This is a genomic window from Devosia sp. 919 (assembly GCF_013185965.1).
GTDB lineage: Bacteria > Pseudomonadota > Alphaproteobacteria > Rhizobiales > Devosiaceae > Devosia.
Map to the genome: position 1 here is coordinate 496093 of NZ_JABAOL010000001.1, position 21062 is coordinate 517154.

Consider the following 21062-nt stretch of genomic DNA (forward strand, 5'->3'; position numbering starts at 1 on the left):
TGCGCGGCACGCGCGCACCCTTTCCCCCAAGTGTATCGGGATCAGTGCAGTGAACATTCGGATCGTTGCCCGGCGCCTGCTGTATTTCGTGTTGATCGTCTGGGCTGCCTCGACCATCGTGTTTTTCATTCCGCGCCTGTCGCCGCGTAACGCCATTCGCGAGCGCTTTGGCGAACTGGCGCGCACCGGCGGCTTTTCGCCCGCCGATATTGAAAAGCTGATCGGCTCCATGCAGCAGCAATTCGGCCTCGACCGGCCGCTGCTCGAGCAATACTGGCAGTATCTGGGCAATATCCTGCGGCTCGATTTCGGCTATTCGCTCAGCCGCTATCCCATGACGGTTACCGATGTGATCGCCCAGTCATTGCCCTGGACCATCGGGCTGCTGCTGGTCACGACGGTTCTGAGCTTCATCATTGGCACACTTCTCGGCGCAGTGGCGGCCTGGCCGAGGGCGCCGGGCTGGCTGCGCTCGACGGCGACCCCCTTTATCCTTCTGACCGGCGTACCCCCGGTGATCATGGGCATCCTGCTGCTGTTCTTCATCGGCTTTCGCCTCAAATGGCTGCCGCTGGGGGGGGCCTATTCGGTGGGGCTGGTGCCCAACTGGTCCTGGCCATTCTTTACCGACCTCATGGCCCACCAGATCCTGCCGGCCCTGGCGCTGATCCTGGGATCGGTCGGGGGCTGGGTGCTCTCCATGCGCGGCATGGGCGTCACCATCCAGGGCGAGGATTACGTCAATTTCGCCGAGCACAAGGGGCTGAGCGGGCCGCGCATTTTTCGCGATTATTATCTGCGCAACGCCTTGCTGCCCCAGGTGACGGGCCTCGCGCTGGCGCTGGGCACGGTGGTCACCTCGGCGGTGATCGTTGAAGGCCTGTTCGGCCTACCCGGCATCGGCACGGCGCTGAACCTTGCCATCCGCGCCAACGATTTTCCGGTGATCTATGGGATCGTGCTGTTCATCACCATCGCCATCGCGCTGCTGATGACTCTGCTCGAATTCGTTTATCCGCTGCTCGATCCGCGCATTCGCAACAGCTAGGAGCCCGCCATGACCCTCGTGAATGCAACGGGCGTGCCGGTAAGCCCCGCCCTGCCGACCCAGCCCTCCCGCGTGCGGCTGACGCTCCGCTATCTGCGGCGCAACAAGGGGCTGGCGCTCGGCGCCGCCATCCTCCTCGCGCTGGCTCTCTTCACCATTATCGGGCTCATCCTCATCGATCCCAAAAAGGCCTATCCGCTGTCGGCCGCGCTCAAGCAGCCCCCCAGTCTCAAATATCCCTTCGGGACCGATTTCTTTGGCCGCGATCTCTTGGCGGCCATGGTGGTGGGCACCTGGCAGACCGCCTTTATCGGCCTTCTCGCCGGCGGCATCGGTACGCTGGTGGGCGTGGTACTGGGCTTCACCGCCGCCTATTTCGGCGGCTGGATCGATGGCACGGTGCGCACGATCTGCCAGATTTTGACGCCCATTCCGGTGCTGCTGATCCAGGTCGTCGCGGCGGGCTCACTCGACAAGCGCGACGTCACCATCGTCACCATGGCGATCATTGTCGCCATGCTGGCCTGGATGGGCCCAACCCTCGTGATCCGGGCTCAGGTGCTGACCATGAAGGAGCGCCAGTTCGTGGCCGTCGCCAAGCTTTCGGGCGTTTCGGACATGGGCATCATCTTCAAGGAAATCTTGCCCAATCTCCTGCCCTTCATCGCCGCCGCCTTTGTCGGCCAGGTCTTTGCCGCCGTGTTCGCCTCCTTCTATCTTGCCGTTCTCGGTCTTGGGCCCCTACGCGAGCCGCTCTTGGGTAACATCATCTGGGCGGCCCAGAGCCAGGGCGCGTTCTTTAATGGCTGGTGGTGGTGGCCGCTCGAGCCGGCCTTCGCCATGATCCTGATCCTGGGGGCACTGGCCTTGGTCAATATGGGGCTGGACGAGTTGGCCAATCCCCGCGTCAGAAGGACGGAGTAGCGCCATGGCTGCCGTGACCCTCGACCCCGTGAGCGCGCCAATGCCCCATGCCGGGGTGTCGGCGCAGCCAGCGCCCAGCCCGGTGCTGCGCGTCAATCAGCTCGCCGTCACCTATTACACCGATCTTGGCCGGGCCCGCGCGCTCGACGATGTCAGCTTCACCCTTAATGCCGGCCAGAAGCTGGGCATGGTCGGAGAGTCGGGCTCGGGCAAGAGCACCTTGGCGCTGGCCATGATGCGCATGATCAAGCCCCCCGGACGCATCGAGGGCGGCGAAGTCTTTGTGGGCGACACCGAGCTCATGGGCCTGAACGAAGAAGCCATGCGCCGGGCGCGGCTGAGCAAAATTGCCTATATTCCGCAAGGGGCGATGAACTCGCTCAACCCCGTGATCCGCATCGGCGCGCAGATGGTCGATGCCATCAAGGCGCATCTGCCGGGGGAAAGCCGCTCGGCTATCCAGGATCGCTGCCGTCAGGCGCTGCGCTCGGTCGATCTCGATCCAGGCGTCTTCAACATGTATGCCCATGAGTTGTCGGGCGGCATGAAGCAGCGGGTGTGCATCGCCATTAGCGTGCTGCTCGAGCCCAGCGTCATCATCGCCGATGAGCCCACCAGCGCGCTCGATGTGGTCACCCAACGCCAGGTGATGGAAACCATCGACCGGGTGCAAGACCAGATCGGCGCCGCCGTGATCCTGATCGGCCACGACATGGGGCTCATGGCCCAGTTCGTCGATCGGGTGGCGGTGATGTATGCCGGGCGGCTCGTGGAAATCTCGAGCGTACGCGAGATGTTTACCGACCCCAAGCACCCCTATGCCCGCGCCCTGATCTCGAGCCTGCCTAATCTCGACAATCGCGGCGTGTTCCAGGGCATTCCGGGCCTCGCGCCCTCTTTGCTGCGCATTCCCAGCGGCTGCGCCTTTCACCCGCGCTGCCCCTTTGCCATGGGCGTCTGCACCACGGTGCGGCCCGAAGTGCTGGAATTGGCAGGCGGCCGCCGCGTCGCCTGCCACCTGTTAGACGAGGAGGCCCGCCATGGCTGAACTGCTGGGGCTGCGCGGGGTCTCGAAAGTCTATACCCGCGGGCTGACCCATTCCCACCCCACCGTGGCGCTGCGCGAGATCTCGCTGACCCTCAAGGAGGACGAGCCCACCATCCTCACCGTTGCTGGCGAAAGCGGTAGTGGCAAGACGACACTCGCCATGCTGCTGCTGGGCTTCATCAGCCCAACAATGGGGGAAATCCTCTATAAGGGCCGCAATATCACGACGCTGACCGGCCCCGAACGGCTGGCCTATCGGCGCGAAGTGCAGGCGGTGTTCCAGGATCCTTTCGCGGTCTTTAATCCCTTCTATACCGTCGATCACCTGCTGAGCGTGCCCATCAAGCGCTTCAAGCTGGCAAGCACAAGGGCTGAGGCGCGGGCGCGCATGGAAGAAGCGCTCAATGCCGTGGGGTTGCGCCCCGAAGACGTACTCGGGCGCTTTCCCCACCAGCTTTCGGGCGGGCAGCGCCAGCGCATCAATGTCGCCCGCGCCTTGTTGCTGAAGCCGCGCCTGCTGATCGCCGACGAGCCGGTGTCCATGGTGGATGCCTCGCTGCGCGCCACGATCCTCGAAACCCTGCGCAACCTGCAGCGCGATTATGGCGTCTCGATCATCTACATCACCCATGATCTGACCACCGCCTACCACATCGCCAAGTCGATCATCGTCCTGTACCGGGGCGGGGTGATGGAGGCGGGGGATGTCGATCGGGTGATCAAGTCGCCCCAGCATCCCTATACCCAGCTGCTGGTCGATTCCATTCCCTGGCCCAATCTCGAGCAGCGCTGGGGCGAGCAATCGATCATGGCGCGCGAAAGCACCGCGCCCCCGCCCGGCGCTTGCCCCTTCATGCCGCGCTGTCCCAAGGCTATGCCGATATGCGCCAGCCGCCCGCCGCTGTTCCAGATCAATCCGCACCAGGCGGCCGCTTGCTACCTGCATGAGCGGCAGCCCCAACTCGTGGCTGAAAAGCTCTCCGAACTCCTGCCTGCCTGAGAACCCTATGCTCGAGATCGCCGAATTCATCAGCCCCACGCCATCGCCGGTCTGGCAGCTTGCCCGGCAGGCCGGGGTCAATCTTGCCGTGGGCGGGCTGCCCTTTGACAGCTTGCGCCCGGGGGAAAGGCTGGGGGACCTCGCCCCGCTCAGCCGCATGCAGCAAAGCTACGGGGATGCCGGCTTTGAGCTGCGCGTCATCGAGGCACGCCCGCCGCTTAATCTGGCCAAGCGCGGCTTGCCGGGGCGGGACAAAGAGATCGATGTCGTCTGCGAACTCCTCACCAGCATGGGCAAGCTCGGCATCGGGGTCTGGTGCTATGAATGGATGACCGATTTCAACTGGGTGCGCACCAATATGGCGACGCCCTCGCGCGGCGGCTCGGTGGTCACGAGCTTCAATCTCGATGATGTCCCCGAGGACCTGACGAGCAATCCGCCCATTGGCGAGGACGCGCTTTGGGAGAACCTCGATTATTTCCTCAAGCGGGTGTTGCCGGTCGCCGAACAAGCGGGGGTCAAGCTCTCCATGCACCCCGACGACCCACCGATCACCCCGATCCGGGGCGTCAGCCGCATCATGCGCAGCATCGAGAACTACCAGCGCCTCCTGGCCATGGCGCCCAGCCCGATGAACACCATTACCCTCTGCCAGGGCAATTTCACCCTGATGACCGATGACCTCCCCCGCGAGATCAGGCGCTTTGGCGACAAGATCTCCTTTGTGCATTTCCGCGATGTGCGGGGCGTGCCCACGCGGTTCGAGGAAACCTGGCACGACGACGGCAAGACCGACATGCTCGCCTGCATGCAGGCCTATCGCGATATCGGGTTTAGCGGCGTGCTGCGGCCCGACCACGTGCCCACCGTTGCGGGCGATAGCAACGACAATGCCGGCTATTCCGCCTTCGGGCGGCTTTACGCCATTGGTTACATCCGCGGCCTGCACGAGGCCGTTTATGCGCAATAGGTCAGATCCATGAGAATTGCAGTTACCGGCGCCAGCGGCGGCATTGGCCGCGCCATTGTTAAAGAGGCCGAGGCCCGCGGCCACACGGTGGTCGGCATCGATCGGGTCGAGCACCCCGATGTCGTGGCGAGCGGCGAGCGCCGCTTCGTTCTGGCCGACATGGACAACTACGATGCCCTGCTCGATGCCTTTGCCGGCTGCGATGCGGTGATCCACATGGCCGCCATTCCCTCCCCCGGCCGCCACCCCGATCACATCGTGCACAACAACAATGTGGTGGGCAGCTATAATGCGCTCCAGGCCGCCGTCGAGAACGGTATCCGGCGTGTCTGCCAGGCCTCGAGCGTCAATGCCATCGGCCATTCCTTCAGCCGCGCCCCGCGCTATGATTATTTCCCCATCGATGAGAGCCATCCCAATTACGCCGAGGACCCCTATAGCCTCTCCAAATGGATCTGCGAGCAGCAGGCCGACGCCTTTATCCGACGCTATCCGGAGATGGTAATCGCCTCCATGCGCTTTCATTATGTCTGCGATGACCGCTCCATCGCCAAGGCGCTCTATGACCCCAATCCCGAGATCGCCAAGCATCTCTGGGCCTATACCAGGCGCGATGCGGCGGCCGATGCGTGCCTCTTGAGCCTCGAAGCTTCCATCGAGGGTCACGAGGCCTTCTATATCGTGGCGCCAGACACGATTTCGGATACCCCCAGCCGGGAGCTGGCGCGCCAGTATTTTCCGCAAATTCCGCTGCGCGATGGCTGGGGCAGGCACCAGAGCTTTTTCAACTCGGCCAAGGCCGAGCGCATGCTGGGCTGGCGGCACGGCCATGTGCCGCCCAAGCGCCTGACCGACTAGGATCGCGCTAGAGGTCGGCCTGCAGCCATTGGGGTCCGAGATGGATGTCGATGGTTTGCAGCCGGCCCGGCCCCAGATTCTCGAACCGGTGCGGCAGCCCCTTGGGGCCGAGCACGACCTCGCCAGCTTCCGCGTCGATCACCGCATCGCCCACGTAAAAGCGCCCGCGCCCTTCCACCACGACGAAGAGCTCGTCATAGGGGTGGACATGCAGGGCCGGCCCCGTGCCCACCGCCTCATTGCCATAGGCGAGGATCGTGGTCGTGGTGCCCAGGGCCTCGCCTGGAAGGTGACCGCGCCAGGGGCCGGGCTGGGTCGGGTCGAACAGCTGCTGCTTGGCCGGGGCGCGCCCGTCCGGCACTGCGGCGCTGGGATCGATGCTGAGTTTTGCCATTGCTGTTGCACTTCAAGGTTAGTTGCTCATGCATTAATGGGCCCGTGCACCAAGACTGCCAAGAGGAAGCAGCTAGTGCATAGGCTTTGAGCTCAATTGCGCGCAAATTAGGCACAAGCAGATGCTGCCGTTCTGTTGTGCAGATTTGCGCGGCTAAATAGGCGATCAAGTGCAAGGACTTACTCGTCCAAACAAGGATTGGCACAACTGATGCATGACAGTTCCCGACAAAGGGAGCTGCGCAATGTCCGAGTCTGCCGAGATCGATCTTGCTTCTGTCTCCAAGATCTACGGCAAGACCACGGCCGTCGACAGCATCAGCCTCAAGATCCCCGCCGGAAGTTACTGCTGTCTGCTCGGGCCTTCGGGCTGTGGCAAGACCTCTACCCTGCGCATGATTGCGGGGCACGAAACCGTTTCGATCGGGGACATTGTTTTGGGCAAGCAGGTGGTGACCGACCTGCCGCCGGCCAAGCGCGGCACGGCGATGATGTTCCAGTCCTATGCGCTGTTTCCCCATCTCGATCTCGTCGACAATGTCGCCTTTAGCCTCAAGATGGCGGGGGTGGACAAGCCGACCCGCCGCGCGCGGGCGCTCGAGCTGCTCAAGCTCATGCAGATGGATGCCTATGCCGACCGCCGTCCCGGCCAGCTTTCGGGCGGCCAGCAGCAGCGCGTGGCGCTGGCGCGCGCGCTGATCACCGATCCCGAAGCGCTGCTGCTCGACGAGCCGCTTTCGGCGCTCGATCCCTTCCTCAAGATTCGCATGCGCGCCGAGCTCAAGAAACTGCAAAAGCAGCTGGGCATCACCTTTGTCCATGTCACCCACAGCCAGGAAGAAGCCATGGCGCTAGCCGACTTGGTCGTGGTGATGAGCAATGGGCGGATCGAGCAGGCCGCCACCCCGCGCGAGGTGTTCGAGCGCCCGGCGACTGCCTTTGTTGCCCGCTTCATGGGCGATCACAATGTGATTTCGGGCAAGGTCACCGGCGCCGGCGACGGCCTGGTGGATTTCACCGTGGTCGGCGGCGGCAGCTTTTCCGCCACCGGCGCACCCCTGCCGGTGGGCGCCGATATGGATGTCGCCGTGCGCACCGACCATGTCCGGATCGGGGAAAGCCCGCAGCCGGGCCTGGGGTTCACCGGCATCATCTCCAACATCGAATATCGCGGCGCCACGGTGAAGCTCACCGTGGAGGGCGCCGGGATCAGCGAATTCACCGCCATCATCACCGACACCGCCTTTTACGCGACCCCGGTCGCGGTGGGCGATGCGGTGCCCCTCCATTGGGATGCCGGGGACGCCATCGTCCTCGCCCGCCCCGATGCCTAACCGTCCATCAAGCCAACAGGGAGACGTGCCATGACCGCCAAGAGTGACATCAAGTCCGGTGTCAGCCGCCGCAACTTTCTCAAGACCAGCGCTGCCGCCGCGGTCGGCGCCAGCCTGGGTTCGGGGGTGATTACGGGCTTTCCCACCATCTGGGCGCAAAACCCCATCACCCTGCGCCAGTTCGGCACCGGCGTGAGCAACCTCAATGCCATTGCCGAAAAGTGCAAGGAAGACCTCGGCATCACCATCCAGATGACGGCCACGGACAGCGATGCGGCCGCCCAGCGCGCGGTGACCCAGCCCGACAGCTACGACATCGCCGATGTGGAATACTGGATCCTCAAAAAGGTCTTCCCGGCCGGGGTCATCCAGCCCATGGATATCAGCCGGCTGACGCACTACGACCAGATCGTGCCGCTGTTCAAAACCGGCAAGCTGCTGCCCGACAGCGTCATCGCCCAGGGCACCGCGCCCCATACTGTTGGCTTTGTGGAAGGCCCCGACAGCCGCGACTTCGCCAAGGGCGAAACGGACTGGTTCACCATGGTCCCCACCATCTACAATGCCGATACGCTGGGCATCCGGCCCGATCTGGTGGGCCGCGAGATTTCCTCCTGGGCCGATATCATGGACCCCGCCTTCAAGGGCAAGTCGGCCATCATCAACGTGCCCTCGATCGGCATCATGGATGCGGCCATGATCATGGAAGCCATGGGGCTCATCACCTATGGCGACAAGGGCAACATGACCACCGAGGAGATCGATGCCACCGTCGATTTCCTGATCAAGGCCAAGCAGGACGGCCAGTTCCGCGCCTTCTGGAAGAGCTTTGACGAGAGCGTCAACCTCATGAGCTCGGGCGAAGTGGTGATCCAGTCCATGTGGTCGCCGGCCGTGGCGGCGGTGCGCTCCAAGGGCATTGCCTGCACCTACCAGCCCCTCAAGGAAGGCTATCGCTCCTGGGGCGGCGGCATGGGTCTCGCGGCGCACCTGTCGGGTGCCCAGCTCGACGCGGCCTATGAATATCTCAACTGGTACACTTCGGGCTGGGTCGGCGGCTATCTCAACCGGCAGGGCTATTATTCGGCCAATATGGAAACGGCCAAGCAGCACATGACCCCCGACGAATGGGGCTTCTGGATCGAAGGCAAGCCCGCTCAGGGTGACATCCTCGCGCCCGACGGCACGGTGATGGAAAAGGCCGGCGCCGTGCGCGATGGCGGCTCGTTCGAAGAGCGCATGGGCAAGGTCGCCTGCTGGAACTCGGTGATGGACGAGGACCGCTACATGGTCCGCCGCTGGAACGAGTTCATCGCCGCCTGATCCGCGACCAAGGGGGTGGAAAGCCCGGACATCGAGGCTTTCTCCACCCCCACCCGACCTCCCCCATCAAGGGGGAGGTGACGCATCGAGTGTTTGGCACGATCTGTTCACACCACCGGCCCGCACCTCCCCCTTGATGGGGGAGGCTGGGAGGGGGTGATCGGAGGGGATATCGTTACAATGAACGCTTTGCTCGCCCGCGCCACGCCCTATCTGCAGGCGACGCCGCTGCTGCTGATCCTCGGCTTTTTCCTTGCTGTCCCGATCCTGCTGCTGCTCGTGGTCAGCTTCTGGGATTATGACTTTGCCGGCATCTATCCCGATTTCCTCACCCTCAACTATGCCGAAGCGCTGGGCTCCTGGGTCACCTGGCGCATCTATGCCAATACGCTCAAATATGCGGTCATCGTCTGGGCGATCACCGCTTTCGTGGGCTTCTGGGTCGCCTATTTCCTCGCTTTTCATGTGCGCACCGCGACCATGCAGATGGTGCTGTTCCTCATCTGCACCGTGCCGTTCCTCACCTCCAACATCATCCGCATGATTTCCTGGATCCCCGTGCTGGGGCGCAACGGGCTGATCAATTCGGGGCTGACAGGAGCGGGGATCATCGAACAGCCTATCGAGTGGCTCTTGTATTCCGACTTCGCCGTCGTGCTCGCCATGGTCCATCTTTATACGCTCTTCATGGTCACCCCGATCTTCAACGCCATGATGCGGATCGACAAATCTCTCGTTGAAGCGGCGCGCGATGCCGGCGCCAAGGACTGGCAGGTGATCTGGAACGTGGTGCTGCCGCTGGCCAAGCCCGGCATCGCTATCGGCACCATCTTTGTCGTCACCCTGGTGATGGCCGATTTTTCCACCGTGCAGGTGATGAGCGGGGGCCAAAGCGCGTCGGTAGCGCTGATGATGCGCAACCAGATGAGCCTGCTGCAATATCCGGCGGCCGCCGCCAATGCCATCGTGCTGCTGGTGCTGGTGCTCCTCATGGTCGCGGGCATGCTGCGCATCGTTGATATTCGCAAGGAGCTCTAGGATGGAACGCGAAAAGCGCAGCCCCGGCTTTCACCTGCTGGCCGGCTTTTTCGGCCTCTTTGTGCTGTTTCTCTACGGCCCTTTGTCGGCCGTGTTTATCCTCAGCTTTCAGGGGCCGCAGGGCGGGCTGACCTTTCCGCTCAATGGCGTGTCACTGCGCTGGTTTCAGAACCTCTTTGAAACGCAGGCGGTAGGGGATTTCGGCGCCAGCTTCGGGCGCTCCTTTGCGCTTGGGTTGATGGTCATGGCGGGCACCGTGCTGGTCTCGTTGCTGGCGGGGCTGGCCTTTCGCCGCCGGTTTCTTGGCGCAACGCCCCTCTTCTACCTGACGGTCGCGAGCCTCGTTGTGCCCTCCATCATCGTTTCGCTCGGCATCGGCGTGTTGTTCCAGCAGATCGGCTGGCGCCCCAACTGGTTCAGTTCCGGCTTTGGCGCGCATCTGACCTGGACGCTGCCTTTTGGCGTGCTGATCATGTTTGCGGTGTTCAACCGCTTTTCCCCCAGCTACGAGGAAGCCGCGCGCGATCTGGGCGCCAGCAACTGGCAGGCCTTTCGCCACGTCGTCTTGCCCATGATCGCACCCAGCCTGATCGGCGTGGGGCTTTTCGGTTTCTCGCTGAGCTATGACGAGTTTGCCAGGACGCTGATGACCTCGGGCAGCGCCAACACTTTGCCGCTCGAAATCTACGGCATGACCACCAATGTCACGACCCCGGTGCTCTATGCGCTAGGGACGGTCACGACACTGTTCTCGTTCCTCGTGATCCTCGTGACCCTGAGCACCATCCTCTGGATCAACCGCCGGCGGGTGCGGGCATGAACCGCATCGCCGTCATCAATCCCAACACCACCGCCAGCATGACCGCGATCATTGCCGCAGCGGCCCGGCTAGTGGCCGCGCCCACGACCGAGATCGTGCCGCTCACCTCTTCCATGGGGCCGGTCTCCATCGAAGGCTATTACGACGAAGTCTTCGCCTTGCCTGGATTGCTGCGCGAGATCGGCCAGGCGGAGGGGGAGGGGGCCCGGGCCGCAGTGATCGCCTGTTTCGATGATACCGGGCTCGATGCCGCCCGAGCCATGGCCACCATTCCGGTGCTCGGCATTTGCGAAGCGGCGCTCGCCACCGCGGCCTTCCTCGCCAAGCGCTTCACGGTCGTAACCACCACCGAGCGCTCCCGCGTGCCCATCGAGGAGCTGGCGCAACGCTATGGCATGTCCAAACGCGCCCGTATCCGCGCCGCCGACATTCCCGTCCTGGCGCTCGAGGATCCAGCCTCGGGGGCGCGCGAGCGGCTGCGGGCGGAAATTGTTCGTGCCATCAGCGAGGACAAGGCCGAGGCCATCGTCCTGGGCTGCGCCGGGATGGCCGACCTGGCGCGGGCGCTGCAGGAGGAACTCGGGCTGCCTGTGATCGATGGCGTCGGCGCCGCGGTCAAACAGGCCGAAGCGCTAATCGCGCTGGGTCTGCGCACCAGCAAACGCGGCAGCTATGCCCCGCCCCTGCCCAAGCCCTACAAGGGCGAACTCAGCGCTTTCGCGCCACGAGGATAGGGGAGCGAGCCGGTCAGTCCAGCTCCTGCACCCCACCCCCCGAAACGGTCAGCACCTGCCCGCTGATCCATGACGCCGCGGGCGAACACAGAAACAGCGCCGCATAGGCGATGTCATCGACCTCCCCGAGCCGCCGGATCGGGGTGTGCTGCAGCATGCTCTGTTCGATCTCGGGCGTCAGCACGCTCGCCAGGGCCGCGGTCCTTGTCGCGCCGGGCGCAATGGCGTTGATCCGCACGCCCATTGGCCCAAGATCAAAGGCGATATTGCGGGTCAAATGGTTGAGCGCGGCCTTGGAAGAAGCATAGGAGGCCATGCGCTGGTTGCGGTTCTCGCCGGCCATGGACGAGATATTGAGCACTGCGCCACCCCCTGCTGCCGCCAGATGCGGCGCGGCCAGCTGCGTGAGCCGGAACGCCGAAAAGACGTTGAGTTCATAGGCCCGGCGAAAATCCTCCATCGGCATGTCGAAGGGCTGGGGGCCGCCGCCTCCGGCATTGTTGACGAGGATGGCGAGCTTGCCGAACTGGTCCAGCGCGGTGTGCACCAAAAGCTCAAGGTCATCTTCCCGGGTGACATCACAAGCCACCGCGACCGCCTTGCCCCCTGTTGTGTTGATTTCGGCGGCAGCCGCCTGGGCCGCCTCGGGCTTGCGGTCGCTGACCACAATGGCGGCCCCCGCACCCGCGAAGAGGCGCGCAATGCCAAGCCCGATCCCGGAACCGGCGCCGGTCACCACCGCCACCTGCCCATCAAGGCGGAACTTGTCCGGGTCATACATGCTGTGCTCCCGTCGTTCTTTGCCAAACCCTAAGCCGTCCAACCTTTAAGCTCTTGATATCGGTCAGACCCGGGCTGGTATTGACGGGGCGCGCTGTCCGGTGGACGCGTGGCGTGGTGGGCCGATCTGACAGCCTGGATACCCATCCCGCGGCGAATTGCGCGTCACGGCAGATACTGGATTTGCAGGCCCCGGTGCAGCGTCGAGGGGGCCACCTGGGCGCGCACCTTGAACACCTCGGCGATCAGCGCCTCGGTCAAGACTGCATGTGGCGTGCCCGCGGCCACCAGCCGCCCCTCGCGCATCACTGCGATCCGGTCGCAGAACATGGCGGCGAGGTTGAGGTCGTGCAGCGCCACGATCGTGGTGAGCGGCAGCCCGGCGACGAGGCGCAGGATATCAAGCTGGTGCTGGATATCGAGGTGGTTGGTGGGCTCATCGAGGATCAGATCGGTCGGCTCTTGCGCCAGCGCCCGCGCCAGCTGCACGCGCTGCCGCTCGCCGCCCGAAAGCGTATGCCAGGGCTGGTGGCGCCGGTCGGCCAGCTCCACCCGCTGCAGGGATTGCTCGACAATGGCGTCGTCCGCTTGCGTCCAGGGCGACAGGGCCGAGCGATGCGGCGTGCGCCCCAGCCGCACCACATCGAGCACCGTCACATTGGCTTCGGTCGTGGCATGTTGCTCGACCACCGCTACGCGCTGGGCGAGCTGGCGCCGGCCGAAGCGGCCCAGCGGGGCGGTATCAAGGGTGACCTCGCCACCAGCGGGCGCGCGCAAACCCGCGAGGAGCCGGATCAGCGATGATTTGCCCGACCCATTGGGCCCGAGCAGGCCCAGCGTCATGCCGGGCTGCGCCTCGAGGGTCACGCCATCGACGATGATCTCGCTGCCAGCCTTCCAGCTCACGCCATGGGCGGCAATGGTCATCGCGCACCCCGCCCGCGATACAGGATGACGGCAAAGAACGGCACCCCGACCAGCGCGGTGACCACCCCGATCGGCAGCACCTGCTGGGGCAGGATGATGCGCGAAACGATGTCGGCCAGCACCATGAACACCGCTCCCACCACCACGCAGGCGGGCAGCAGCCGCAAGTGTTGCGGGCCCACGATGAAGCGGGCGACATGGGGAATCACGAGGCCCACAAAACCGATCGAGCCCACCATTGACACCATGGTCGCGGCCATAAGGGCGGTGAGCGCAAACAGCACCACCCGCACCTGCGCCACGGGCACGCCGAGCGAACGGGCCGCGTCATCCCCGAAGGTGAAGGCATCGAGCGCTCGGGCATAGCGCAGGCAGACGACAAGCCCCGCGGCAACCACGCCTGCCGCAAGGCCCACATCGCTCCAGCGCACGCCGGCAAAACTGCCCAGCAGCCAGAACATGACGCTGCGCGCCTGTTCGGCATCGGCCGAAGTGCTGACAACATAGGAGGTCAGCGCATTGAACAATTGCGAAGCGGCGACACCGGCCAGGATCGTGCGCTCGGCGCTGCCCGCCGCGCCTCGCGCGAGGAGAATGACAAAGGCAAAGGCGGCCAGGGCTCCGGCAAAGGCGCCCAGCGGAATGGCGGCGCTACCCGCCCCTATGCCGAGCACGATGACGCAAACCGCCCCGGTCGAGGCGCCCGCCGAAACGCCCAGCACATAGGGCTCGGCCAGCGGATTGCGCAGCAGCGATTGCAGGATCGCGCCACACAGCGCCAGCCCCGCCCCGCAGGCGGCCGCTACCAGTGAGCGGCTGAGCCGATAATCCCAGATCACGCTTTCCTGGATGCGGCTGATCTCGAACTGCGTCCAGCCCAGGCGATTGGTGATGGCCTGGAGCGTGGTGTGGAGCGAAATGGGCATTTCGCCAATGCCCACCCCCAGCGCCACGGCAAGGGGCAGCAGCAAGGCTGCCCCGCCGATCACCGATCCCCCTAGCCGCGCGCGGCGCCGCTGGGTCATGGCCATGCTCATTGCAGCAGGCCTTGGCTCTGCAGCGCCTCCGCCAGAGTTTCGAGCCCGCCAATCGTGCGCAGGGTCGGGTTCATTGCCTGCGCGTCGAGCAGCACCAGATGGCCCGCCTCGACGGCGCTGAGCTGGCTGACCATGGGGTCGGTCTTGAGAAACTCCACTTTGAGGGCGGGGTCATCGGCCGGCCGGTTGCGCCGGTCCATCGTGCCGACGACGATGACCGTGGGGTCGGCCGCGGCAATGGCTTCCCAGCTGACCAGCGGCCAGTCTTCCTCGCTGTCGACGATGTTGCGGGCGCCCATCACCTTCATCATATAGGCCGAAGCGCCATTGCGGCCGGCCACCCAAGCATCCCCGGCAATTTCGGGGCTCGAGAACCAGAACACCATGGAAACGCCCGCCGCGCGCTTCCCCAGTTGCGCGCGCACGGCCGCTTCGCGGCTGCGCAGCTCGCGGACCAGTTCGGCCCCCCGCTCATTGACGTCAAAGATCGCCGCCAATTCGCTGATCTCCTGGTAGAGCAACTCGGTGGTCCAGGGTTCGAGGCGCACGCCATCGCCATTGCTGGCATCCTTCATGGCGCAGGTGGTCAGCGAGATATAGCTCGGGATCCCGAGATCAGCATATTGCTCGCGGTTACCCGCTTCATCGCGCATCCCGAACTGGGCGGCAATGAAATCGGGCTCGGTGCCAAGGATTGCTTCATAGCTCGCGGTGCTGTCGGCCAGGCGCGGCACTTTTGCGTTGTCGGCGGCAACCTCTTCGAGCACCGGCGAAACCCAGGTGGCGGTGCCCACCATGCGATCGGCCAGACCGAGCAGCAGCAGGATTTCCGAGCTGTTCTGCCCGATGCCGACGGCCCGCTGCGGTGCCTCGGTAAAGGTGAGTTCGACCCCGCAATTTTCGAGCTGCAGGGGGTATTGGGTTGCGTGTTGGGCCAAGGCCGTGCTGGCCGTGGCAACAAAAATGCCGCTGGCCAGAAGGGAGAATAGACGCATCGAAACCTCTCGTGATGCTGTTCAAGCCAAACGATCAGCCAGACACGAGGGGAAAGTTGAGGTCATGCTCCCGCGACCCCGAAGAGGCGCAACGGCAACGATCGGACGAGCCAAAAGCCGGTCCGCACCCCACCGAAACACCTCGTTCGGTTTGCTGGTCGTTGTCCCGGCAGGTCTCCTGGCTCGCGGCTCTGGCGCTCCTCGTCCCCTTCCCGGTCGCTTGACCAGTGGCTTGGACGGTGAACTTGCCGCTTACAGTTGCGAGGGCAGCTTCGGTTTTGGCCCCTGATGGGTAATCCGCACCGTATTCCCTTTTCATCCGCGCTCGATGGCGGAACCGTGACCCCGCCGTCTTAGCGGCGCGTCGGACCCTGGGCAAGGGGGAAGTGGCGGAGGGGGTGTCGCGGTCAGCCGCTCGCCAGCCGCGCCACCGAGCTGCGCACCACCAGTTCCGCGCGCAACAGGATATTGGTGGATTTGGGCTGCTCGTCGGCCAGCAGGGTCAGCAGCAATTCCATCGCCGCTTCCCCGATCCGGTGCCGGGGCTGCTTCATCGTCGTCAGCGACGGGCTGACAAAGCTGGCAAAGGAAATATCGTCGAACCCCATCACCGAAAACTGCCGCGGCAGTTCATAGCGGCGCGTGTTGAGCGCGATGATGACCCCGAGGGCCGTTGCATCATTGACGCAGAAAAACGCGCTGGGCAGCGCATCGCGCACAAACATCAACTCGGCGGCAGCCCGCCCGCTTTCCGTCGTGCCATCGCCATCGAGGATCAGCCGCGGATCGATGCGGATGCCGGCCCCTTCAAGGGCCGCGCGATAGCCCGCTTCGCGCAAGCGGTTAATCTCCCGGCTGCTGGAATGGCCGATAAAGGCGATGCGCCGGTGCCCCTGCGAAATCAGGTGCTCGGTGGCGACGCGGGCGCCCTCGACATTGTCGACCCCGACAAAGGGAATGCTTTGCCCCGTCACCGGCTCGTTGACGGCGACGGTCGGGGGCAGGCGGGTTTCGCCGCGATCCTGCCCGAAGCCGAACGGCAGGTGGCCGGTAAAGAGGATCAATCCATCCGCCTGGTTGGAGCTGATGAACCGGAGATAATCGGTTTCCCGGCTCGGATCGTTCTGGGTATTGCCGATCAGTACCCCATAGCCGCGCTTGCTGGCTTCAGTCTCGAGACCCACGAGGATGTTGGAGAAATTGGGGTCGCCCACATCGGGGGCAAGGATCAGGATCATGTTGGAGCGCCGCATGCGCAGCGAGCGCGCCAGGGCATTCGTGGTGTAGCCGGTGCGGGCAACGGCTTCGGCGACCTTGCGGCGGGTGGCGTCGGCGACTTTGGTCGGCTCGTTGATGGCGCGGCTGACGGTGGCGATCGACACCCCGGCCATGGCCGCAACATCTTCAATGGTCGCCAGCTTTTGCTGCTGCACTCGGCCCCGCTCCGCCCCCCGCGCCGCTCGGTTGCGCTGCAACCGGCTTACGCCCAGACAAGTGTCATTTGCGCGATCAACAGTGCGCCTGTGCCCCTTAGCAGAGGTCGATCCAGGCGGCACGCTCTACCACTCCCCCATAGCAGTTATGCACCTGTGTAAACCTTTACATCAATCCTGAAAACCTTTACACCGGCACTCAAGCAGAGAGCCGCACAGCAAGTGCGCCATGCTTGGGGGAGGGCGGCAGCATGATCGATGCGCAAGACGCAAATGCGTCCCCGATCTTGTCGGCCCACCGCATTTCCAAGTCCTTTGGCGATATCCCGGTGCTGTTCAGCATCGATTTCGACATCAGGCCCGGCGAGGTTCACGCCATTATCGGCGAGAATGGCGCGGGCAAGTCGACGCTGATCAAGATTCTCTCCGGTATCGAGCAGCCGACCTCGGGCACCATCACCTATCAGGGGCAAACCGTGGTCTTGCCGCCCGATGGGCAGGCGGCGGCCATGGGCATCGTCGTAATCCACCAGGAATTGCTGCTGGCCGAACATCTGAGTGTCGCCGACTCCATTTTCCTCGGGCGCGAATTGCGCCGCGGCCCATTCTTGCAGCTCAAGCAGATGCGCGAGCAGACCCGGGCCATCCTCGACACGCTCCATGTCCATATCGACCCCGATGCGCGCATCAACACGCTCTCGGTCGCCGACAAGCAGATGGTGGAAATCGCCAAGGCGATCAGCCGCGATGCGCGCGTCATCATCATGGACGAGCCGACCGCCGTGCTGTCGGTCGGGGAAACCCAGACCTTTTTCGAGCAGATCCGCAGGCTGACGGCCAAGGGTGTGGCGGTGATCTTCATCTCCCACAAGCTCGAGGAAATCATGGAGCTCGCCGACCGCGTAACGGTGCTGCGTGACGGGCAGCTGATCGCGACGGTCGGTACCGAGAACCTGACGCCCGATTCCATTGCCCAGATGATGGTGGGGCGCGAACTCTCCAATCTTTATCCGCCCAAGCACGAGCCTGATGTGGATGGCGAAGTCGTGCTTTCCGTGCGCGATCTCGCCGCGCCCGGGGTCTCGGGCATCTCCTTCGAGCTGCGGCGCGGAGAAATCCTCGGCTTTGCCGGGCTGATCGGTTCGGGCCGCACCGCGGTGGCCGAAGCCATTGTCGGGCTCACGCGTAAAACTGCCGGGGCTCTGGAGGTGCATGGCACTCCCGCCGATTTCCCGGATCTCGCGAGCTCGCTCGATGCCGGGCTGGCCTATATGACCAAGGACCGCAAGGGGCGGGGGCTGCTGCTCAATGCCGGCCTGCAGCCCAATCTCACCTTGCTGACGCTGAAAAAGCACCTGCGCCACGGCTTTCTCGACGGGCGCAGCGAAGCGCAGGCGCTCGAGCGCGCGGTGCGGCGCTTTGATGTGCGCGCGCGCGATCCGTCGGTGCCGGTGGGCAAGCTGTCGGGCGGCAATCAGCAAAAGCTGATGCTGGGCAAGACCATGGAAAGCGAACCCGACATCATCATCATGGATGAGCCCACGCGCGGTATCGATGTGGGCACCAAGCAGCAGATTTATCACATCATCGCGGCGCTGGCCGCCGAGGGCAAGGCGATCATCGTCATCTCCTCGGAAATGCAGGAAGTCATCGGCCTTTCACACCGTGTCGTCGTCATGCGCAACGGGCGCATGGCCGGGGTGCTGGAAGGCGCTGAGATCACCGAGGCCGAGATCATGCGTTACGCGGCCGGCATCAAGCTGGGGGTGGAAAATGAGCGTGTCAGTGCCTGAAACCGCAAGCAAGCCGGCCAAGAGCTTCAAGATCGATCTCAAGATCCTGGGGCCGCTGCTGGCGCTGATCCTGCTGATCATTCTCGGCTACAGCCTCAACCCGCTGTTTTTGGGCGAGGGCAATGTCACCAATCTGCTGACCCGCTCGGCCTTTATCGGCATCATCGCCGTCGGCGCGACCTTTGTGATCACGGCCGGCGGCATCGATCTGTCGGTCGGCTCCATGGCCGCCTTCATTGCCGGCATGATGATCATCATCATGAACTCGGCCGTCGACAGCATGGGCGCTTCGATCTGGACCGTGCTGCTGGGCGTGGGCTGTTCGCTGATCCTGGGTTTGGGCGCCGGCTTCATCAACGGCTTTTTGACCACCAAGGCCAAGATCGAAGCCTTCATCGTCACCCTGGGCACGATGGGCATCTACCGCTCGCTCGTGACCTATTTCGCCGATGGCGGCACGCTCTCGCTCAACAGCGGCGCGCGCGAGATCTACCGGCCGGTTTATTACGATAGCTTCCTGCGCATACCCTATCCGGTCTGGGTGTTCATTATCGTCGCTGTCGTCGGCTGGATCCTGATGAACCGCACGGCCTTCGGGCGCTATTGCATGGCCATCGGCTCCAACGAGCAGGTGGCGCGCTATTCGGCGATCAAGGTCGATCGCGTCCGCACCTGGACCTATGTGCTGCAGGGCCTTTGCGTATCGCTCGCCACCATCATCTATGTGCCCCGGCTCGGCTCGGCCTCCTCGGCCACGGGCGTTCTGTGGGAGCTCGAAGCCATTGCGGCCGTGATCATAGGCGGCACCATGCTCAAGGGCGGTTACGGACGAATTGGAGGCACGGTGATCGGCGCGCTGATCCTCACCGCCATCGGCAATATCCTCAACCTCACCGATATCATCTCCAACTACCTCAATGGGGCCGTGCAGGGGGTGATCATCGTCGCCGCCGTCTACCTGCAGCGCGGCAGCTTCAAGCGCGCCATCCGCAAAAAGGCTGAATAGCGAAATTTCCCGGCCCAAGTGGGCGGGGCAAAACCGGCGCACAACGCGCCACACAAGGGAGGACTACCCATGTCTATCAAGGCATTGACCCTGGCTCTGGCCGCGACCACGGCCCTCGCGGCCCCGGCGCTCGCCCAGGACCAGGTCAAGATCGGCGTTTCCATTCCGGCGGCCACCCATGGCTGGACCGGGGGGCTCAACTACCACGCCAACGAAGCCGAAAAGCGCCTCGAAGCGCTGTATCCCAATCTCGACATTACCATCGTGACCGCCGACAGCCCTGCCGACCAGGCCGGCGATATCGAGGACATGACCTCGGTGCAGCAGATCGACGCCCTGGTCGTGCTGCCCTTCGAGTCCGACCCGTTGGTTGAGCCGGTGCGCCAGGCCAAGGAAGCGGGTGCCTTCATCACCGTGGTCGACCGTGGCCTGCCCGACGAAACCATCCAGGACGTTTATGTCGCCGGCAACAACACCGAGCTGGGCGCCACTTCGGCCGAATATTTTAAGACCCGGCTGGGCGAGGGCGACAACATCGTCATCCTGCGCGGCATCCCGACCGTGATCGATACCGAGCGCTTCGACGCCTTCATGGCCGGCATCGAAGGCTCGGGCATCACTGTGCTCGACAACGAGTTTGCCAACTGGAACCGCGATGACGGCTTTGAAGTGATGCAGGACTTCCTGTCGCGCTTCCCCGATATCGATGGCGTCTGGGCGCAGGACGACGACATCGCCATGGGCGTGGTGGAAGCCGTGCGCCAGGCGGGCCGTGAGGGCGATATGTTCATCGTCGGCGGCGCCGGGATGAAGGACGTGATCAAGGGCATCATGGATGGGGACGAGTTGATCCCGGTCGATGTGCTTTATCCACCCGCCATGATCGCCACCGCCATGGACGTGACCGTCGCCAATTTCATGTCCAACGCACCGGTGCAGGGGCAATATATCCTGAGCGCGCCGCTCGTGACCCAGGACAATGCCGAGCAGTTCTACTTCCCCGACAGCCCGTTCTGATTTTCCGAAGCAGTCTCAAGATTGTGGGGCGCTTCAGAGGCGCCCCATTTTGCTGAATCAAGCGCCGCTTAGCGGCCGGCAGCTTCTCTGGTCAAGCTTCGCCGATGTCAGAGACAATCTGCCCCGGGGCAGCGAGATCGATCGGTTGGGGGCCCAGAAGGGCAACGAGGCTGCCTTCCAGCCTCGACAGTTCATCGGCGCCGATCTGGCTTGCCCATCTTGCGCGCAGTTCTTCAAAGATCGCCTCGCCTTCACGCATCACGCCGTATCCCGCTGGGGTGACTTGCACGAGTTTGCGCCGCGCGTCCGCAGGATCGTCGGCCCGGGTGAGATAGCCGCGCTCCTCCAGCAGGGCAATGGTCTTTGCCGCTGCCTGCTTGCTCACCCCTAGTCGGCGGCCCAGATCTGAAGCGTTGGAAGCGCCAGCCGCAATGGCGCGCATGGCAAAGTCATGGGCCGGACGCACATCCTCGTAGCCGCGTCGCGCCAGTTCCGCAGTGGCCGCATCGGCCAGGAAGCGGAAGCCGCCAAGAAGCAGAAGTGCAAGATCAGCGCCGGTCCGTGCCATAGCCGGAACCTACAAT

General features: G+C 64.0%; 21 protein-coding genes and 1 riboswitch. Of the genes, 14 read left to right on the forward strand and 7 right to left on the reverse strand.

The features are described 5' to 3' along the window. The first annotated feature begins 49 nt into the window (after nt 1–49). Genes HRQ64_RS02380 through HRQ64_RS02405 form a run of 6 tightly spaced genes read left to right on the forward strand, consistent with a single transcriptional unit; the run spans nt 50 to nt 5848 of the window. A complete protein-coding gene (locus HRQ64_RS02380) occupies nt 50–1048 on the forward strand; it encodes an ABC transporter permease (protein WP_172121867.1) in 999 nt (332 codons plus the stop codon). Between the two features lie 9 nt (nt 1049–1057). Then, nucleotides 1058–1972 (forward strand): ABC transporter permease, encoded by a 915-nt coding sequence (locus HRQ64_RS02385; RefSeq protein ID WP_127751623.1) that lies wholly within the window; start codon nt 1058–1060, stop codon nt 1970–1972. Between the two features lie 4 nt (nt 1973–1976). Beyond that, nucleotides 1977–3020 carry an ABC transporter ATP-binding protein gene (locus tag HRQ64_RS02390; RefSeq protein ID WP_248307160.1) on the forward strand — a complete coding sequence of 348 codons (1044 nt, stop codon included), beginning with the start codon at nt 1977–1979 and terminating at the stop codon, nt 3018–3020. After that, nucleotides 3013–4020, forward strand: coding sequence for an ABC transporter ATP-binding protein (locus HRQ64_RS02395; protein ID WP_172121868.1), 1008 nt, complete (start codon nt 3013–3015; stop codon nt 4018–4020). The genes HRQ64_RS02390 and HRQ64_RS02395 overlap by 8 nt, the downstream gene beginning before the upstream one ends. A 7-nt stretch (nt 4021–4027) precedes the next feature. Further along, a complete protein-coding gene (locus HRQ64_RS02400) occupies nt 4028–4990 on the forward strand; it encodes a mannonate dehydratase (protein ID WP_172121869.1) in 963 nt (320 codons plus the stop codon). Between the two features lie 9 nt (nt 4991–4999). Beyond that, the gene (locus HRQ64_RS02405) at nt 5000–5848 is read left to right on the forward strand and encodes an NAD(P)-dependent oxidoreductase (RefSeq protein ID WP_172121870.1); all 849 of its coding nucleotides are present in this window, start codon (nt 5000–5002) and stop codon (nt 5846–5848) included. A 7-nt stretch (nt 5849–5855) separates the two neighbouring features. Here the strand turns inward: HRQ64_RS02405 and HRQ64_RS02410 are convergent, their stop codons facing one another. Beyond that, nucleotides 5856–6242, reverse strand: a complete 387-nt coding sequence (locus HRQ64_RS02410) for a cupin domain-containing protein (protein ID WP_172121871.1) — start codon at nt 6240–6242, stop codon at nt 5856–5858. A gap of 244 nt (nt 6243–6486) precedes the next feature. Between HRQ64_RS02410 and HRQ64_RS02415 the strand changes: the two genes are divergently transcribed. The 5 genes from HRQ64_RS02415 to HRQ64_RS02435 all read left to right on the forward strand — a co-directional run bounded on the left by HRQ64_RS02415 (nt 6487) and on the right by HRQ64_RS02435 (nt 11490). Next, on the forward strand, nt 6487–7575 hold the full coding sequence (locus HRQ64_RS02415; protein ID WP_172121872.1) for an ABC transporter ATP-binding protein: 1089 nt from the start codon (nt 6487–6489) through the stop codon (nt 7573–7575). Nucleotides 7576–7605: 30 nt separating this feature from the next. After that, the gene (locus HRQ64_RS02420; RefSeq protein ID WP_172121873.1) at nt 7606–8898 is read left to right on the forward strand and encodes a PotD/PotF family extracellular solute-binding protein; all 1293 of its coding nucleotides are present in this window, start codon (nt 7606–7608) and stop codon (nt 8896–8898) included. Nucleotides 8899–9078: 180 nt separating this feature from the next. Further along, entirely contained in the window at nt 9079–9936 is an 858-nt protein-coding gene (locus HRQ64_RS02425) for an ABC transporter permease (protein ID WP_172121874.1), read from the forward strand. Between the two features lies 1 nt (nt 9937). Continuing rightward, a complete protein-coding gene (locus HRQ64_RS02430; protein ID WP_172121875.1) occupies nt 9938–10756 on the forward strand; it encodes an ABC transporter permease in 819 nt (272 codons plus the stop codon). After that, nucleotides 10753–11490 carry an aspartate/glutamate racemase family protein gene (locus HRQ64_RS02435; protein WP_172121876.1) on the forward strand — a complete coding sequence of 246 codons (738 nt, stop codon included), beginning with the start codon at nt 10753–10755 and terminating at the stop codon, nt 11488–11490. The genes HRQ64_RS02430 and HRQ64_RS02435 overlap by 4 nt, the downstream gene beginning before the upstream one ends. Nucleotides 11491–11503: 13 nt before the next feature. Here HRQ64_RS02435 and hdhA read toward each other — a convergent pair whose 3' ends face one another. From hdhA to HRQ64_RS02460, 5 genes are all read right to left on the reverse strand, one after another. Continuing rightward, complete coding sequence (gene hdhA, locus HRQ64_RS02440; RefSeq protein ID WP_172121877.1) at nt 11504–12271, reverse strand: 7-alpha-hydroxysteroid dehydrogenase; 768 nt, start codon at nt 12269–12271, stop codon at nt 11504–11506. A gap of 164 nt (nt 12272–12435) precedes the next feature. After that, nucleotides 12436–13197, reverse strand: a complete 762-nt coding sequence (locus HRQ64_RS02445) for an ABC transporter ATP-binding protein (RefSeq protein ID WP_172121878.1) — start codon at nt 13195–13197, stop codon at nt 12436–12438. Continuing rightward, nucleotides 13194–14222, reverse strand: a complete 1029-nt coding sequence (locus tag HRQ64_RS02450; protein ID WP_172121879.1) for an iron chelate uptake ABC transporter family permease subunit — start codon at nt 14220–14222, stop codon at nt 13194–13196. Before HRQ64_RS02450 ends, HRQ64_RS02445 begins: the two co-directional genes overlap by 4 nt. Before the next feature lie 8 nt (nt 14223–14230). After that, the gene (locus HRQ64_RS02455; protein ID WP_172121880.1) at nt 14231–15229 is read right to left on the reverse strand and encodes an ABC transporter substrate-binding protein; all 999 of its coding nucleotides are present in this window, start codon (nt 15227–15229) and stop codon (nt 14231–14233) included. Nucleotides 15230–15379: 150 nt separating this feature from the next. After that, nucleotides 15380–15586, reverse strand: a riboswitch (cobalamin riboswitch). Nucleotides 15587–15636: 50 nt separating this feature from the next. Next, a complete protein-coding gene (locus HRQ64_RS02460) occupies nt 15637–16662 on the reverse strand; it encodes a LacI family DNA-binding transcriptional regulator (RefSeq protein WP_282567569.1) in 1026 nt (341 codons plus the stop codon). 251 nt (nt 16663–16913) lie between these two features. On the opposite strand from HRQ64_RS02460, the gene HRQ64_RS02465 reads away from it, so the two are divergent. The 3 genes from HRQ64_RS02465 to HRQ64_RS02475 all read left to right on the forward strand — a co-directional run bounded on the left by HRQ64_RS02465 (nt 16914) and on the right by HRQ64_RS02475 (nt 20478). Then, a complete protein-coding gene (locus tag HRQ64_RS02465) occupies nt 16914–18455 on the forward strand; it encodes a sugar ABC transporter ATP-binding protein (protein WP_172121881.1) in 1542 nt (513 codons plus the stop codon). After that, a complete protein-coding gene (locus tag HRQ64_RS02470; RefSeq protein ID WP_172121882.1) occupies nt 18436–19461 on the forward strand; it encodes an ABC transporter permease in 1026 nt (341 codons plus the stop codon). Before HRQ64_RS02465 ends, HRQ64_RS02470 begins: the two co-directional genes overlap by 20 nt. Before the next feature lie 69 nt (nt 19462–19530). Further along, nucleotides 19531–20478, forward strand: a complete 948-nt coding sequence (locus HRQ64_RS02475) for a substrate-binding domain-containing protein (RefSeq protein ID WP_172121883.1) — start codon at nt 19531–19533, stop codon at nt 20476–20478. Nucleotides 20479–20569: 91 nt separating this feature from the next. On the opposite strand, the gene HRQ64_RS02480 is transcribed toward HRQ64_RS02475, so the two are convergent. Next, nucleotides 20570–21046 (reverse strand): MarR family transcriptional regulator, encoded by a 477-nt coding sequence (locus HRQ64_RS02480; RefSeq protein ID WP_127751640.1) that lies wholly within the window; start codon nt 21044–21046, stop codon nt 20570–20572. Nucleotides 21047–21062 lie beyond the last annotated feature (16 nt).